The organism is Streptomyces sp. HUAS TT7, assembly GCF_051550175.1.
Classification (GTDB): Bacteria; Actinomycetota; Actinomycetes; order Streptomycetales; family Streptomycetaceae; genus Streptomyces.
The window spans coordinates 7,650,212-7,665,248 of the sequence record NZ_CP196175.1; the positions used below are offsets into that span (position 1 = coordinate 7,650,212).

11 protein-coding genes are annotated in these 15,037 nt (G+C 71.8%); 5 read left to right on the plus strand and 6 right to left on the minus strand.

From position 1 onward, the window contains the following. Position 1: 1 nt before the first annotated feature. Complete coding sequence (locus tag ACSHXC_RS34605; protein WP_438295297.1) at positions 2–1,840, plus strand: amino acid adenylation domain-containing protein; 1,839 nt, start codon at positions 2–4, stop codon at positions 1,838–1,840. Beyond that, entirely contained in the window at positions 1,830–4,685 is a 2,856-nt protein-coding gene (locus tag ACSHXC_RS34610; protein WP_438295298.1) for a condensation domain-containing protein, read from the plus strand. Before ACSHXC_RS34605 ends, ACSHXC_RS34610 begins: the two co-directional genes overlap by 11 nt. Before the next feature lie 118 nt (positions 4,686–4,803). Here the strand turns inward: ACSHXC_RS34610 and ACSHXC_RS34615 are convergent, their stop codons facing one another. Next, the gene (locus ACSHXC_RS34615) at positions 4,804–5,643 is read right to left on the minus strand and encodes an SAM-dependent methyltransferase (protein ID WP_438295299.1); all 840 of its coding nucleotides are present in this window, start codon (positions 5,641–5,643) and stop codon (positions 4,804–4,806) included. Positions 5,644–5,982: 339 nt separating this feature from the next. Here ACSHXC_RS34615 and ACSHXC_RS34620 point away from each other — a divergent pair, with 339 nt between their 5' ends. Beyond that, a complete protein-coding gene (locus ACSHXC_RS34620; protein ID WP_438295300.1) occupies positions 5,983–6,615 on the plus strand; it encodes a hypothetical protein in 633 nt (210 codons plus the stop codon). A gap of 97 nt (positions 6,616–6,712) precedes the next feature. Here ACSHXC_RS34620 and ACSHXC_RS34625 read toward each other — a convergent pair whose 3' ends face one another. Next, the gene (locus tag ACSHXC_RS34625) at positions 6,713–7,924 is read right to left on the minus strand and encodes a sulfite oxidase (RefSeq protein ID WP_438295301.1); all 1,212 of its coding nucleotides are present in this window, start codon (positions 7,922–7,924) and stop codon (positions 6,713–6,715) included. Between the two features lie 256 nt (positions 7,925–8,180). Between ACSHXC_RS34625 and ACSHXC_RS34630 the strand changes: the two genes are divergently transcribed. Continuing rightward, positions 8,181–9,560 carry an FAD-binding oxidoreductase gene (locus ACSHXC_RS34630; RefSeq protein ID WP_438295302.1) on the plus strand — a complete coding sequence of 460 codons (1,380 nt, stop codon included), beginning with the start codon at positions 8,181–8,183 and terminating at the stop codon, positions 9,558–9,560. Positions 9,561–9,593: 33 nt separating this feature from the next. Here the strand turns inward: ACSHXC_RS34630 and ACSHXC_RS34635 are convergent, their stop codons facing one another. From ACSHXC_RS34635 to ACSHXC_RS34650, 4 genes are all read right to left on the minus strand, one after another. Then, positions 9,594–11,000 (minus strand): lipase maturation factor family protein, encoded by a 1,407-nt coding sequence (locus ACSHXC_RS34635; protein WP_438295303.1) that lies wholly within the window; start codon positions 10,998–11,000, stop codon positions 9,594–9,596. 143 nt (positions 11,001–11,143) lie between these two features. After that, complete coding sequence (locus tag ACSHXC_RS34640; RefSeq protein WP_438295304.1) at positions 11,144–13,072, minus strand: glycoside hydrolase family 5 protein; 1,929 nt, start codon at positions 13,070–13,072, stop codon at positions 11,144–11,146. Positions 13,073–13,262: 190 nt separating this feature from the next. After that, positions 13,263–13,838, minus strand: a complete 576-nt coding sequence (locus tag ACSHXC_RS34645; RefSeq protein ID WP_053726797.1) for a TerD family protein — start codon at positions 13,836–13,838, stop codon at positions 13,263–13,265. Between the two features lie 95 nt (positions 13,839–13,933). Beyond that, positions 13,934–14,581 (minus strand): hypothetical protein, encoded by a 648-nt coding sequence (locus ACSHXC_RS34650; RefSeq protein WP_438295305.1) that lies wholly within the window; start codon positions 14,579–14,581, stop codon positions 13,934–13,936. A gap of 154 nt (positions 14,582–14,735) precedes the next feature. On the opposite strand from ACSHXC_RS34650, the gene ACSHXC_RS34655 reads away from it, so the two are divergent. Continuing rightward, positions 14,736–14,987, plus strand: coding sequence for a hypothetical protein (locus tag ACSHXC_RS34655; RefSeq protein ID WP_438295306.1), 252 nt, complete (start codon positions 14,736–14,738; stop codon positions 14,985–14,987). Positions 14,988–15,037 lie beyond the last annotated feature (50 nt).

A 15,037-nucleotide genomic window follows, 5' to 3' on the forward strand; every position in this document is an offset into this window, starting at 1 on the left:
CGTGACGAACCCCGAGACCCTCCTCGACGACCGGAAGGAAACGACCGTGACCGTGGCCCGGACCGGCCTGCCCGCCCTGGTGGCGCGGCACGCCGAACGCACCCCGCACGCCCTCGCGGTGGCGGACGGCGACACCACCTTGACTTACGCCCAACTGGCGGGCGCAGCACGCCGGTTGGCGACCTATCTCCACGAGCAGGGCGTATGTCCCGGCGACTTCGTGGCGCTCCTCATGCCGCGCTCGGCCAGGACCGTCGTCGCCCAGCTGGCCCTGTGGTGGGCGGGCGCGGCCTGCGTACCGCTCGACCCGGCACATCCCCGGCCCCGTACCGCGGCCATGCTCGAAGACTCGGGCGCAACGCTCACCGTCGGCGAGAGCAAGCTGCTCGAAGCGGCCGGCACACCGGGCGCCACCCTGGCCCTGCCCGGCGACGAGCAACTGGCCGGCGCCGGGACAGCCGGCGAGGGACCGGGTCCGGACGACACCGCGTTCGTCATGTTCACCTCCGGCTCCACCGGCCGCCCCAAGGGCGTCGCGATCCGCCACGGCGCCATCGCCGAGCTCGTCACCGACCCCGACTACGTCACCGTCACCGCGCGCGACCGGGTGCTCCTCCACTCCCCGGCGACGTTCGACGGCTCCACCTTCGAGGTGTGGTCGGCGCTCGCCAACGGCGCGGCCGTCGTGGTGTGCACCACCGAGCGGCCCTCCTTCGAGGACCTGGCCAAGGAGGTGGAGCGGCACGGCGTCACCGTCGCGTTCTTCACCACGGCCCTCTTCCACCAGCTCTCCGCGCGCCGCTCCCGCGTCTTCTCCCTGCTGCGCACCGTGGTCGTGGGCGGCGAGGCGATGGCCGCCCAGCACGCCCGCGCGGTCCTGCGCGCGTTCCCCTGGGTCGAGCTCGTCAACGGCTACGGCCCCACCGAGGCCACCACCTTCGCCACCACCCACCGCGTCAGCGACACCGACTGCGACGGGCCGGTGCCGATCGGCCGCCCCACGGCCGGCGCAACGGCCCACATCCTCGACGAGGCGTTCCTGCCCGTCACCGACGGGGCCCGCGGCGAACTGTGGATCGGCGGCAGCCGCCTGGCTCACGGATACACCCGGCAGCCCGAACTGACCGCCGAGCGCTTCGTCGACCACCCCACCCTCGGCCGCCTCTACCGCACGGGCGACCTCGTCTCGGCCCGCCCCGACGGCGTCCTCGACTACCACGGCCGCACCGACGACCAGGTCAAGGTGCGCGGCTTCCGCATCGAACCGGGCGAGATCGAGCACGCCCTGCGCGAGCAGTCGGAGGTGGACGACGCGGCCGTCACCGTACGCCGCCCCACCCCCGACGACGCACGCCTCGCCGCCTTCGTGGTGGCCGCGCCGGGCCCGGTACCCCGCCCCGACGCACTCCTGGCCCGCCTCGCCGCCATCCTGCCCGCCCACCTGGTCCCGGCGGAGCTCACCGTCGTCGACCGGCTGCCGCTCACCACCTCCGGCAAGGTGGACCGCCGGGCGCTCGCGGACCTCGCCACGGCCGCCGAGACCATCGGCGCCGCCGAGCCGCTCACCCCGCTCCAGCAGGCCGTCGCCGAGGTGTGGAGCCGATCGCTGGGCTGCGAAGTCACCCGTCCCGACGCCGACTTCCTCGACCTGGGCGGCCACTCCCTGCTCGCCCTCGTCGTGGCCGAAGAGCTGCGCGAAGACCTCGGCGTCGAACTGTCGCTGCCCGACTTCTTCACCACCCCCACGGTCGCCGGACACGCCGCCCTGGTCGAGCGCGCCCTGCTCGCCGCCCACACCGATCTGCACCCCGACGCGCCCGAGGACACCGATGGCCACTGACACCTCCGCCGCCCTCCAGGAAGAGCTGCTGCGCAGGGCCCGCGCCCGCGCCGGCGGCCGTTCCGCGGCCCCGGCGCCCGCACCGGCCCGCGCCACCGGCCCCGCGCCGCTCACCCACGCCCAGCGCCGCATGTGGCTGATGGAACGGCTCGGGCAGAACGGCGCCCAGTACAGCGTGCCGTTCGCGACCCGGCTGCACGGCCCCCTCGACCTGGACGCCCTCGGCGGCGCGCTCACCGAGCTGGTACGCCGCCACGAAATCCTGCGCACCCGCTACGGCCGCAACGGCGAAGAGCCCTACCAGGAGGCGCTGCCCGCCCCCGAGGCGGTCACGGTGAAGGTGGTCGAGTCGCCGGGCGACGGTGACGACCTCCTGACCGAAGAGGCCCGCCGCCCCTTCGACCTGGCAGTGGACACGGTCCCGCGCGCCCTCGTCCTGCGCCACGGACCCGAGGACCACACCGTCCTCCTGACGTTCCATCACATAGCCATTGACGGCGGCTCGTTGGAAACCGTCGCCGACGAACTCGCCGCGCTGTACGAAGCCGCGGTGGACGGCCGCCCCCGCACGCTGCCCGAGCCGCCGCAGTACGCGGACTTCGCGCGCCGCGAGCACACCGACGCGGCCCGCTTCGACGACGGTCTCGCCCACTGGACCCGCCGTCTCGCCGGAGCCACTCCGCCCCGGCTGCCCCGGCCTGCCGTCCTGCCCGCCGACGCGGCCGAACACCCCGCCGCCACCCGCACCACCGAGCTCGGCGAACAGGTGCTGCCCGCGCTGCGCGAGCTGGGCCGCGAGCGCCGGGCCACGGTGTTCACGGTGGGCCTGGCCGCAGCGTTCGCCGCGCTGCACCGCCTCACCGGCGAGCTCGACCTCGTCATCGGCTGCGCCGCCACACACCGCGAGGGCCACGCGATGCGCGGCCTGGTGGGCCTGTGCGTCAACACCCTTCCGGTACGCGTCGACCTGTCCGGCGACCCCGCGTTCGCCACCCTCGTCGAGCGCGTACGCGACGCGCTGCTCGAAGCACAGCAGCACCGCGAGGTGCCGTTCGACCTGATCCTGGAGCGGCTCGGCGCCGCGGCCCGGGGCGACGACGGCACCGCCCTGGTGCGCGTCACCTCGGACGTCGTCGGCGAGCAGACCGCCCTGCGCCTTCCGGGACTTGAGGCACGGGCCGTCGAAGTCGGCGTGGGCGAGGCCAAGTTCGACCTCACCTTCGGCCTGCTCGACGAGGACACCCCCGCGAGCCTGGTCCAGTACGGCCGCGCCGCACTCGACGAGGAGGCGGGCTCGGCCCTGGCCGCGTCCTTCGCCGAACTCCTGACCGCCGTCGCGGCCGACCCCCACCTCCCGCTCTCCCGGCTGCCCGGCCGGCTCGCCCAGCCGCAGACCGCCGCGGGCCACCCCGCCGAAGTCCGGCTGCGGGCCCACCCCGAGATCGCCGACGCACACGTACCGGACCCGGCGGGCGGCCCCCTGCTCGCCTACGCGGTACTGCGCCGCACCGGAGGCCCCTCGCCCGCCAAGCTCCGCGCCCATCTGCGCGGCGTGCTGGGGCGCGAACTGGTCCCGGCCGCAGTGGTGTTGCTCGACGCGATGCCGCGCACGGCCGACGGCGCGGTGGATGCGGGAAGGCTTCCCGCAGGCCCGCGTCCCGCGCTGCCGAAGAGCCCTCACCTCGAAGCGGTGACGGAGGCGTTCGCGGTCCTCCTCGACCGGCGGCCAGGACCGGACGACGACTTCTTCGCGCTCGGCGGGCATTCGCTGGCCGCCGTCCAACTCGCCGAACGCCTGCGGTCCGCCCTCACCCTGCCGCTCATCGGCCTCGACATCATGCAGACCCGTACGCCACGGGCCATCGCGGCACTGCTCGACGCGCGCGCGGCGGAGCGGGCGACGGCCGTCGCTTCCGCCACCACGACCGCGCGCCCGCGCCGGGCACGCGAGGGCACGGTCCTGGTGACCGGCGGCACGGGGGGCGTGGGCGCCTTCGTCCTGCGCGAACTGGCCGCACAGGGACGGCCGGTGCTCGCGCTGGCCCGCCCCGAGTCCGCGCACCTGGTCGGGGGCGACGGCATCGAGGTGATCGAGGGCGACCTCGGCGACCTGGACAGCCTGCGTGCCGCCGTCGAAAGCGCCGACGCGGTGATCCACGCCGCGTGCACCTTCACCCGCCCCGAGGTGGACGTGGCGGCGATGGAGGCGATGGTCGACGCCTGGCGCGGCGGCCCGTTCGTCTTCGTCAGCAGCGTGGACGCCTATGGGCAGCCCGCGAGCGGACAGGTCGCCGAGGAGTCGCCGTCGCACGCGCCGTTGAGCGCGTACGGACAGGCGAAGCTCGACTGCGAGCGGATCCTGTTGAAGGCGGCCGGCACACAGGGGCGCGGCGGCGCGAGCGCCGTGCGCTCGCCCATCGTGTGGGGAGCCCATGACCGGCTCCGCGACCAACTGCGCTGGGGCGCGACGGGGTTGCTGTACCAGGGGGCCCTGGCCGGCCGCCCCATCGGCCTGCCGGCCGCCGGTGCCGGCGGGCACGACTGGTACGGGGCGCCCTGGGTGCACGCGGCCGCCCTGGCCCGTGCCGTGACCGCGTGCCTCGACGCGCCGGTCCACGGCGTGGCCAACGCGGTGAGCGGGCACGTGGCCTGGTCCGATCTGACTGCCGAGCTGGTGACGCTGCTCGGCAGCGACAGCACCGTCACGTTCGACGACGAGGTGCACCGCGACCTCGACCACCGCTGGCACTACCGCGCGGACCGCCTCGCGACGGCTCTGCGCCCGGCGGCAGGCGAGGACCTGCATGCGGTGCTCGCCTCGATGATCAAGGGCATGGAGTTGTAAGCAGCCTGATTTGTACGGCAGTTGAAGCGCCCTCAGCACTTGAGTACGCCTGTACTCGGGTACTGCGGGCGCCGCTGTCGGTCCGGGGAAGGCACTGCGTCCCCCGGGCGGGGTCACGCTACCGGCGGCAGGTGAAGATGCCCCAGCTCAGATGGCCCTCGCGGCAGGCATCCACCCACAGGGGCAGATTCTCCAGGAGGCTCTCCACGTAAGCCGGGCTGATGACGTCACGCAGCTCCGTGGCGCGACTCCGGGTCTCCTCGGTGAGCCGGAGGTAGTGGGTGAGCAGCTGGTCGCTGCGGTCGTCGAACTCGACGTGTTTCAGGCCGAGTTCGGCCAGCTGCCGAAGATAGAACGACGGCGTGGCGAACTCCTCCACACCGAGGCGGGCCACCACCGGGCGCAGCGCCTCGGGTGGCGCGGAATCGGCGGCCATGAGGTCGGTGAAGACCAACGCGCCCTGGGGCTTGAGGACCCGGACGGCCTCGCTGAGCAGCCGCTCGCGGTCCCCGCTGTGACAGAAGGCCTCCTGCGACCACACCACGTCGAATCGCTCGGCCGGGAAGGGAATGTCCTGGAAGGAACCGGCGACCACCTCGATGAGCCCGTCGAGCCCGCGCTCGGCATTGGTCTTGCGGTGCCGGTCGTTCTGCCCCTCACTGATGTTGAGCGCGACGACCCGGCAGCCGAACTCACCCGCCAGATGGCGGGCCGGGCCGCCGTATCCGGATCCCAGATCCAGCACGGTGCAGGCGGGAGTCAGCTGGTCGGCGATCTTCGCCGCAGCCGTCTCGACCGTGCGCCGGGAGGCATCGGCGACCGGCTCCCGCTCATGGGCGTAGATCCCGGTGTGAATGTCCTCGCCGCCCCAGACCTTGGCGTAGAAGGCGTCGACGTCGCTCGTGTCGTAATAGCGGCGTGCCGACTCGGCGGCACCGGCCGTGCTCTCATGACTCATCGCTGCTGTCCTTGCTGTTGCTCGTGCGCTTGCGCATGCTCGTGCTCGTGCGTTTCCGAGTGCTGAAAGTGACGTTAACCGGACCTTCCGCAGAGATCAGGAGGGCCAATTCGGCCACGCGGCCGGGGCGTTGAGACGGGCCGGCCGACGCGCCGGGCCATGTGGCTCAACCACATGGGTCGGGCACCTATGGCGCGCGGCCACATGGCGGCCAAGCGCGTGTGGGCTGCGCATATGGCTCGCGTACGCCGCCAGGCATTCGGCTGCGTACAGTTGTCGGCCGACCGTAGGTCGGCCGCACATGTGTGACCGACCCTGTTTCACCCGCCAGGAGTTCAGGTGTTTTTCCCGCGCGCCCGTCAGTCCACCCACGCCACCGGCCGACCGACGGCCTGGAGGGCCGCCACGGCCGGCGCCCTCGTGCTTCCACTGGCGCTGCTCGCGCTGGAGATCCGGGCCGGCTCGACGGCACAGGCCCGTACGCATGAGCCGCTGAACGGCGGGCAGGGCATCGCGGCCGAGGCCGTCGCGCACGGCACCAAGGCTCCGCTCGCGGCAACCGTCTCGGAGGGGCAGGTCAAGGAGGTCGCCCCGGGCGGTGTCATCACCTACCCGAGTGTCACCAGCTGCCTCACGGTGACGGTACGGCTGCGCGGCGGCGGCCTGGTGGGTGCGCACGCCAGTCTGTTCCAGGTGCCGGGTGAGCTGCGCTCCGACGAGATACTGCCCGCCCTGAAGGCCCTCGTCGGCGGCCGTCCGGTGGCTTCGATCGAGGTCAAGGGGGCGGTCGGCGCCTGGCATCCGAGCTACTTCACGAAGTCGATCGAGAGCTACGGCGACGGGGAGCAGGTCCCGGTCCCGAGCGGCCAGGACGTCGCCGGGATCGCCCGCGCCGTGGCCGATGGGCTCGGCCGTGCCCGCCACATCGTGACGGTTCAGGACGTGCCGGACGGCGACCAGATCGTCCGCTGACCCACGCTGTCGGCCGGCTCCGGTGACCCCGTCCCCTTGGCCCGTGCCGCCAACCCGCTGTGTCGGGCCGCGTCGTACAGCTCTGCTGTACCGCTGGTCAGGTGCCGGTGCCGGTGCCGGTGTGGGAGCGGGCGGGGGACTCGGCGTGGCCGGCGGCCTCGGCTGCGCCGGGGGCGCTGTCATGAGGGTAGGCAGCTGCCTCGCACAGCACCTCCACCCGCTGCACGAGGTTGTTGCCGAAGCCGCCCCGGTTCCAACTCTGCGTCAGCGGTTGGGAGTTGCCCTCGGCGTCGGTGGCCCGGACGCTGAGGACATGGGTGCCGGGTATCGCCGTCCAGGGTGCCTGCCAGCGCCGCCAGGCCCAGTCGCGGCCGTGCGGCGACCCGTCGAGTTCGGCGTCGTACCAGCCGCGTCCGCCGTCCGTGCTCACCTCGACCCGTACGATCGGGGCCAGGCCGGACCAGGCGCGGCCTTCCAGGAACTGCGGCCCCGGCCGCACCACGCGCGTACGGGACATGAAGTCCGGGAAGCCCGGCGGGACCATCAGCGCGCGCGGGGCGATCCGGGTCACCGGCTCGCCCGGATCGTCCGCCGACTGCCGGTAGCGGTAGGCCACCTGCTGCTGGAACCCCGCGAACTCCGTGCCGATGACGGTGATGTCGCGCAGCCACTTCACGTGCGCCATGCCGTACCACCCGGGAACCACGAGCCGCAGTGGATATCCGTGCTGCGGCGGCAGGGGAGCGCCGTTCATCGCATAGGCCACGACGACCTCGGACTCGCGGCCCGTGGCCACCTCCAGCGGCAGGCTGCGCCGGTAGTCCTGTTCGACGCCGCGCTCCAGGCCGTGGTCGGCGCCGGTGAAGACCACATCGACGGAGCCCGGTGCCACACCGCATTCGGCGAGGAGGGTGCGCAGCGGCACCCCCGTCCACTCGGCGGTGCCGACCCCTTCGACGAGCCAGGGCTGGCTCACGGGCCTCGGCGTGAGCCGGGCCCGGCCGTTGCCCGCACATTCCATCGTCACCCGGTGTGTGACAGGCGGGAAGGACCGCAGCGCCGCCATGTCGAGCGTGAGGGGGGTACGGACCCGGCCACATAGGGTGAGCACCCATGTGTCGGCGTCCGCGGCCGGGATGTCGTAGTGGACCAGCACATAGTGCAGCCCCGGCGGTGTGAGGTCGTACCGCAGGGACTCCAGGGGCATGCCGTGATTGCGGGTCGCGAGCGCCAGTTCCTCGGGGCTGATGCCCTCGGCCGGCTCGGCGAGGCGCCCCGGTGGACTGATGGCACCGATGCGACCGTCCATGCATCCATGGTGCGCCCGGGGACCGGACCCCGGCATCCCGCATGACACCGGGCCAGCGGCCACGGGGTCGCAGAGCCACCGATTGCGGGTCCGCGCGTCCGGCGGGACGCTTGAAGGGTCAGCCCTGTGGCGTCCGATCGCGCGTGCGGCCCGAGAGGTGCCGGGGCCCCGGCGCGCGCGTGTCACCACCGGCAGCCCAGCAGGGGAAGTGCCGGGCGGACACGGCCCCTGCCGTGCCCTCTTCAAGGAGATCGTCATGGACGGCACGACGCTGGAGGCGATGCGGACCGTGCTGCGCGGCCCGGTCATCGGCCCGAACGACCCCGAGTACGACGAGTCCCGCTCGATCTACAACGCGATGATCGATCGGAGACCGGCCGCTGTCGTGCGCTGCACGGACGCCGCGGACGTCATCGACGCGGTCGACTTCGTGCGGGACCACGGCCTCGAACTGGCGGTACGCGGCGGCGGACACAGCGGCGCCGGACTGTGCCTGGTGGACGACGGCGTCACCATCGACCTGTCGCCCATGCGCTGGGCGCGCGTCGACCCCGTGACCGAGACCGCACAGGTCGGCGGCGGCAGCGTGCTCGGCGACCTCGACCACGCGGCCCACGGATTCGGCCTCGCCACCCCCGCCGGCATCATGTCGACGACGGGCATCGCGGGCCTCACCCTCGGCGGCGGCCACGGCCACCTGACCCGCAAGTACGGCCTGACCGCGGACAACCTGCTCGCCGCCGACGTGGTGCTCGCCGACGGCACCTTCGTCACCGCCACCGAGCGGGACAACCCCGACCTGTTCTGGGCGCTGCGCGGCGGCGGAGGCAACTTCGGCATCGTCACCTCCTTCACCTTCCGGCTGCACCCCGTGCACACGGTGGTGCTCGGGGTGACCCTGTGGACGCTGGACCGGATCGGCGACGTGCTGCGCTGGTACCGCGACTTCCTGCCACAGGCGCCCAACGACCTCAACGGCTTCTTCGCCGCGCTCGTCGTCCCGCCGGGGCCGCCGTTCCCCGAGGAGATCCACGGCCACAAGATGTGCGGCGTGGTGTGGTGCTGGACGGGCGACCCGGATGCCGCCGACAAGACCTTCGAGCCGGTGAACGAGCCGGGCCCGCCGACGTTCCACTTCACGAGCCCCATGCCGTACCCCATGCTGCAGGCCATGTTCGACGAGCTGATCCCCAAGGGGCTGCAGTGGTACTGGCGCGGCGACTTCTTCGACCGGATCACGGACGGCGCCATCGACGTGCACGCCAAGTACGCGGAAGGCCTGCCCACCGATCTGTCGACGATGCACCTCTACCCGGTCGACGGCGCCGCCCACCGCGTCGCCCAGAAGGACACCGCCTGGGCCTACCGGGACGCCATGTGGTCCGGGGTCATCGGCGGCATCGACCCCGACCCGGCCAACGCGGAAGTCGTCCGGCAGTGGTGTGTCGACTACTGGGGCGAGCTACACCCACACTCGATGGGTGGTTCCTATGTGAACTTCATCGGTGCAGGGGAGGGCGGGGACCGGGTGAAGGCCACATACCGCGACCACTACGACCGCCTGGCCTCGATCAAGCGGCTGTACGACCCGCACAACCTGTTCCACGCCAACCAGAACATCGAGCCCGCCGCATAGCAGCGGGCGGACGGGCGGACCGGGACGGCGCGGTCAGCGCAGTGTCGTCGGGGGCAGGAACTCGCGGGGCGCCTCACGGTGCCACCACGCTCCCGTCGTACGCAGTTCCTGCCAGGTGGTGAAGCGGTAGCGCCACATGCGGGCACGGATGAACACCGGCGGGTCATCGGGAAAGGGGTTGTACCGCAGCAGGCGCAGCGTGTTGCGGTCGTTGACCAGAAGCCGTTCGACGAATCCGCCGAACCAGGAGTATCCGTACGACGGCGAGAGCGCGAGAAACCAGAGAAGCCAGTCGAGCCGCAGATGATAGGGCGCGAACTGGCGCGGAAGGCGGCGTACATCTCCCGGCTTCCCGTGGAATTCGTATTCCCGCCAGACGGTTTGCGAGGTGATCTCCTCGTCCGCCGTCCCCTCGACGACGACCTCGTGCCGGATCCGCGTGATGCTGCCGAACGCCCCATAGGAATTCACCAGATGCAGTGGCTCGTACGTCGTGTTCATCCGCTGCTGATGAGAGAGGAGATTGCGGGCGGGCCGATAGCTGAGCGCCAGTACGAGTACGGCGACGAGAAGGACCACGGTCTCGTACCAGAGCGGGGCATCCGGCAGCGAAGGCGGTTCGGCGATGAGGGAGCCGTCCAGGGCGGAGGCGGCGAGGACGATGGTCAGCCAGTTCAGCCAGGCGAAATTGCCGGAGAGGACCAGCCACAGCTGGGTGCAGATGATGAGGCAGGCGGCGATGCTCGCCACCGGCTGCGGGGTGAACAGAGCGACGGGGACGACGAGTTGGACGAAGTGGTTGGCAGCCACCTCGGCGCGGTGGAGCGGCCCCGGCAGATGGTGGAAGAACCAGCTCAGCGGGCCGGGCATCGGCTGGGTCTCGTGGTGGTAGTACAGGCAGGTCAGATCGCGCCAGCACGGATCGCCCCGCATCTTGATCAGCCCGGCGCCGAACTCGACGCGGAACAGCACCCAGCGCAGCAGCCACAGCAGCACCACCGGCGGCGCGACCTCGTCATTGCCCAGGAACACGGCGAGAAAACCGGCCTCCAGGAGCAGCGACTCCCAGCCGAAGCCGTACCAGGTCTGGCCGACGTTGACGATCGACAGATACAGCGCCCACAGCACCGCCCACCACACCATCGCCGCCCAGAGCGGCACTGCATCGGCCGCCCCCGCCACCACGGCCCCGGCAAGCAGCGCACCCGTCCACGCACACGAGGCGAACAGCCGGTCGGAATACCGCAGTTGGAACAGGCTGGGCGCGCTGCGGAACGGCACGCGCCGGACGAAGTCGGGCACGGGCAGCATTCCGCGTTCCCCGATGAGCGCCCGGAACTGCAGAGCCGCCGCCAGGAACGCCACCCCATAGACGGCCGCGAGGGAGCGCTGGAATACGAGCCGGCCGAGCCAGTATGCCGACGACGAGAACCACTCCACGGTGGGGGCGCCTCCTGGTGCGAGTGGGCAGCGGGGAGATTATGCGCCCTCTTCGTAGCGGGGATCGAGGTGCCACGTCGAGGCGGTGGACGACCGCTTCACCCGCTCGCGCCAGAACCGTGATCATCGGACCAGAGTGGTTCCTACAGGGCGCGGCACAGCAGGGCGGCCGGCGCCGGGGAGGCTCCGAGGCGCTCGGTGAAGGCGATTCCGGCCGCGTATTCCCCCGCGTCGCACTGCCCCTTGTAGCGGCCGTACGCGAATTCCCCGCCGGGGGAGCCTGCCGGGCGGTTGTCGCCCCGGTCGAACCAGACGGTGCGGCCGGCCGTCCCGAGACCGTCGCGGGCGGGGACGCACAGAGCCGAGGCCATCGCCTCGCCGCGCACGCCGTAGCCGGTCAGGAACTGCCCGGCCGGGCACTCCAGCTTCGTATAGCCACCGGCCCAGTCGCCGTGGGTGACGTACCGCTCGTCGCGCACCACGGTGTATGTGCCGCTCGCCGCGCTCAGGTCGCCCGTACCCGCGTCGGTGCACAGCCCGCGGCCGGCGCCGTGAGCCAGGCCGATGAGCCGCTGGCCGTCGGGGCAGACGCCCTTGCGGGCCCCCGGGTCCCAGTCGCCGACGGCCGCGATGCGCAGCGAACGGACGGCGTCCGCATGGTCGAGGTCCAGCATGTTCCAACGGGCCGGTGTCGCGATCCGGCCGGTGCGGGAAGGGGAGTTGAGCAGGGTCGCCCAGCCCGCCGTGCGCCAGTCCGTCCCGTCGAGGAGCCCGGAGCGGTGCCCGTCGGTGTCGTACCGCAGCAGGGCGAAGTCGTCGCCCTGGCCGGCCGGTCCGCGCAGGCCGACCAGCGGCCAGTACCCGAAGTCCGCGTCGTTCGCGGCGAGGTAGTCCGTGAAATCGGCGAACCAGGCGCGCGCCCGGGGGTCCGTCTCCGATGCGCCGGTGCCGAATTCGCTGACCCACAGCGGCGCCGTGTAGTGCCGGCCCTCGTCGGTGACGAAGAACGCCTCCTGGCGCAGTACGTCGTACAGCTCGGCGCGGGACAGGTCCTGGTAGCGCGGGTCGTGGGTCTCTCCGGTGCCGTACGCACCGGAGTGATGGGGGCCGGTGAAGCCGTAGAAGTGCGCCGAGTACACCAGCTTCGCGGACCGCAGCAGGGTGTGCGAGAGGGTGCGGGCGGGGGTGAGGGTGGGGCGGCCGTGGGGGAGGCCGTCGGCCGGGATGCCGGTCCAGTTGATTCCCTCGATGACGACCAGCAGATCCGGGTCGGCCGTGGTGAGGATGCGGTCGGCCGCCTGCTGCGCGGCGGTGAACCAGTCGTGGTCGTCGCCGTTGCCCCAGTTGGGGTCGTCCAGGATGTTGCGCCGCACCTCGTTGTACAGGTCGGCTCCGACCACCCGCTTGTTGTCCCGGTAGCGGCCCGCCATGAACGCCCAGTCGTCCACCCACTGGGCGGTCGACTGCGAGGTGTTCCAGCGTTCGTTGCCGTCGAGGCCGCAGCACCAGCGCGCCGTGTTGGTGTGGTTGTTGAGGATGACGGCGAAGCCGTCCCGGGTGAGGGCGGACACGACGGCGTCGTACACCTGGAGCGGGGTGCTGCCGCGGAGCTGTGGATTGGCGGCGACCGCGGCGTCCGGGACGGGGGTGGTGTTGTGGATGAGCGCGTTGGAGAAGGGGAGCCGCACACTGTTGATGCCCAGGCGGTGGAAGTCGGCCAGCAGGGTGGCGAGCGGCACCCGGTCGATGCCGACGGGCATGTTGTACGAGTCCTCGCCGGCATGGTGGCTGGCGGGGTCGTCGATGTTGCCGGAGCCGGACCAACTGCCTTGTGCGCCACCCCAGTTGGCGGACTTGAGCTTGAAGCGGGCCCCGGTCGCGTCGACGATGTAGCGGCCCCGGGCGGAGAGCGGCCCGGTCCAGGACTCGGCGAGCGGCTCGGTCCGCTGCGCCGGGCCCGAGGTGGCCGTCGTCGCGGGGCTCCCCTGTGGGGCCGCACCCGCGGGGGTGGCGACGAGCAGACCGGCGAGCGCGGCAAGGGCCAGGGCGCAGCGCGGCAGTAGCCGAAGCATCCGTACTCCGTCTCAAGTGACCGTCCAGGAAGCCGGGTTGGGGCGGTCGGCGGACATCGGATATGGCCGGCTGACAGCAGCATGGAGCGCTGTTACCGTCGGGTACAACGGGCTGCGTGGTAAAGGAATCACCAAGAGAGCCCCGCCGCCGCCCACGGGGAGGGCGGCGGCGGGGTGTCCGGCCGGACCGTCAGACGTTGACGCCGTAGTCGGAGGCGATGCCGGCGAGGCCGGATGCGTAACCCTGGCCGACGGCGCGGAACTTCCACTCGGCGCCGTGCCGGTAGAGCTCGCCGAAGACCATCGCGGTCTCGGTCGAGGCGTCCTCGCTCAGGTCGTAGCGAGCCAGTTCGGCACCGCCCGCCTGGTTGATCACGCGGATGTAGGCGTTGCGCACCTGGCCGAAGCTCTGGCCGCGGGCCTGTGCGTCGTGGATCGAGACCGGGAAGACGATCTTCGAGACCGGGCCGGGGACCGCGGTGAGGTCGATGTTGATCGTCTCGTCGTCGCCCTCGCCCTCACCGGTGAGGTTGTCGCCGGTGTGCTGGACCGAACCGTCGGGGCTGGTCAGGTTGTTGTAGAAGACGAAGTGGCTGTCGGAGAGCACCTTGCCGCTCTCGTTGCACAGCAGTGCGCTCGCGTCGAGGTCGTGGTCCGTGCCGGTGGTCGTCCGCACGTCCCAGCCCAGGCCGACCGTGACGGCCGTCAGCCCGGGGGCTTCCTTGCTCAGCGAGACATTGCCGCCCTTGGCCAGGCTCACGCCCATGTTTTTTCCTCCGTGGTTGTGCCGGTTGAGTCCTTCGAGTACAACGCCCGGAACGGAGCTACGGTTCCATGATTGCGCAATCCCTGAAATGTGGATCATCGCCGGCGGTTCGCTGTCGCTATGCGCTCGCGCAGGTGGGGCAGGATCCCGCGCTCAAGCAGGGCCTGCCGCCAGAGTTCGTACGCTCGGGCGGCCTCGGAATCCGGTGCCGGCCGGGCCTGTGCCGCGGGGCGGTTGCGGGCGGCGGTGATCAGGAGCGCCGCCAGGCCCGGCAGTGCGCAGATCGCGGCGAGGCCCGCGAACATCCGGCCCGCGTTGTGCAACCCCCGCACCAAGTGGGCGTGGAAGCCCACCAGATGCAGGGCGTACCCGATGAGGAGCAGCAGGACCGCGGCCAGGGCTGACAGTGCCGGTGCCAGAACGGCCAGGACGGCGAGCGCGCCGCCGCGCTCGGGCTCCGGCACGTCGTCGAGCGGCTCCGGAGGCGCCTCGGCCCGGACATCGGTCGTGGACGCCGCCCGGAGGAAGGCCCGGTACTCCGGGGCCGCGACCGCCGCGATGACGGCGCACTCGCCAAGGGCCTCGGTGCGCAGTCGATCCGCATCGACGGCGTGTCCCGCGGAGCGGAGCAGTCCCTTGATCTCCCGTGATGTGAGGGCGAGTTGGAGGAGGCGCGCGAACTCCTCCGCGTCCAGCCCGTCGCCGAAGCCCTGCTCGCGCAGCCCGTCGTCGGAACGGCCCATGTCTCCCCCCGATGATGTGTCCCTGGTGAGGGATCGGCTGGTGGCGTGTCGTGTGCGCGGTGTGCACGCGGCGCCGCCGGAACCGAGGTGTTGTGCCCGTCGCGTGACGGACCTCACCATAGTTCAATTATTGCGCAAGCTTTAAAGTAACTGCATGAATGTGGGGACGGGTGCAGTGGACGCAGGGGCGGAGATGCGCAGGGAAGTCGCCGTGCTGGCGGGAGGCCCCGCGGACGGGCTGCGCATGTACGTCAAGGGCCGTCCGTCGGTGGTGCAGGTGACGTACCCCTGTGCATGGGAGTCGCCGGTACCGGGGGTGCGTGCCGAGGCGGTGTACGTGTACCGCCGCGACCACCGCAGCCGTGAAGAGCCCCTGCGTTACGGATTCGACGGCGCCAGCCCCTGAGTGGGCACGCCAGTACTATTAGGCGGGGGCGGTTCATCCCCTTCGGGGTG

Coding starts and splice junctions, on each gene's coding strand:
- ACSHXC_RS34610 (WP_438295298.1), top strand. CDS start 1,830: ATGGCCACTGACACCTCCGCCGCCCTCCAGGAAGAGCTGCTGCGCAGG.
- ACSHXC_RS34615 (WP_438295299.1), bottom strand. CDS start 5,643: ATGAGTCATGAGAGCACGGCCGGTGCCGCCGAGTCGGCACGCCGCTAT.
- ACSHXC_RS34625 (WP_438295301.1), bottom strand. CDS start 7,924: ATGGACGGTCGCATCGGTGCCATCAGTCCACCGGGGCGCCTCGCCGAG.
- ACSHXC_RS34630 (WP_438295302.1), top strand. CDS start 8,181: ATGGACGGCACGACGCTGGAGGCGATGCGGACCGTGCTGCGCGGCCCG.
- ACSHXC_RS34640 (WP_438295304.1), bottom strand. CDS start 13,072: ATGCTTCGGCTACTGCCGCGCTGCGCCCTGGCCCTTGCCGCGCTCGCC.
- ACSHXC_RS34645 (WP_053726797.1), bottom strand. CDS start 13,838: ATGGGCGTGAGCCTGGCCAAGGGCGGCAATGTCTCGCTGAGCAAGGAA.
- ACSHXC_RS34650 (WP_438295305.1), bottom strand. CDS start 14,581: ATGGGCCGTTCCGACGACGGGCTGCGCGAGCAGGGCTTCGGCGACGGG.
- ACSHXC_RS34655 (WP_438295306.1), top strand. CDS start 14,736: ATGAATGTGGGGACGGGTGCAGTGGACGCAGGGGCGGAGATGCGCAGG.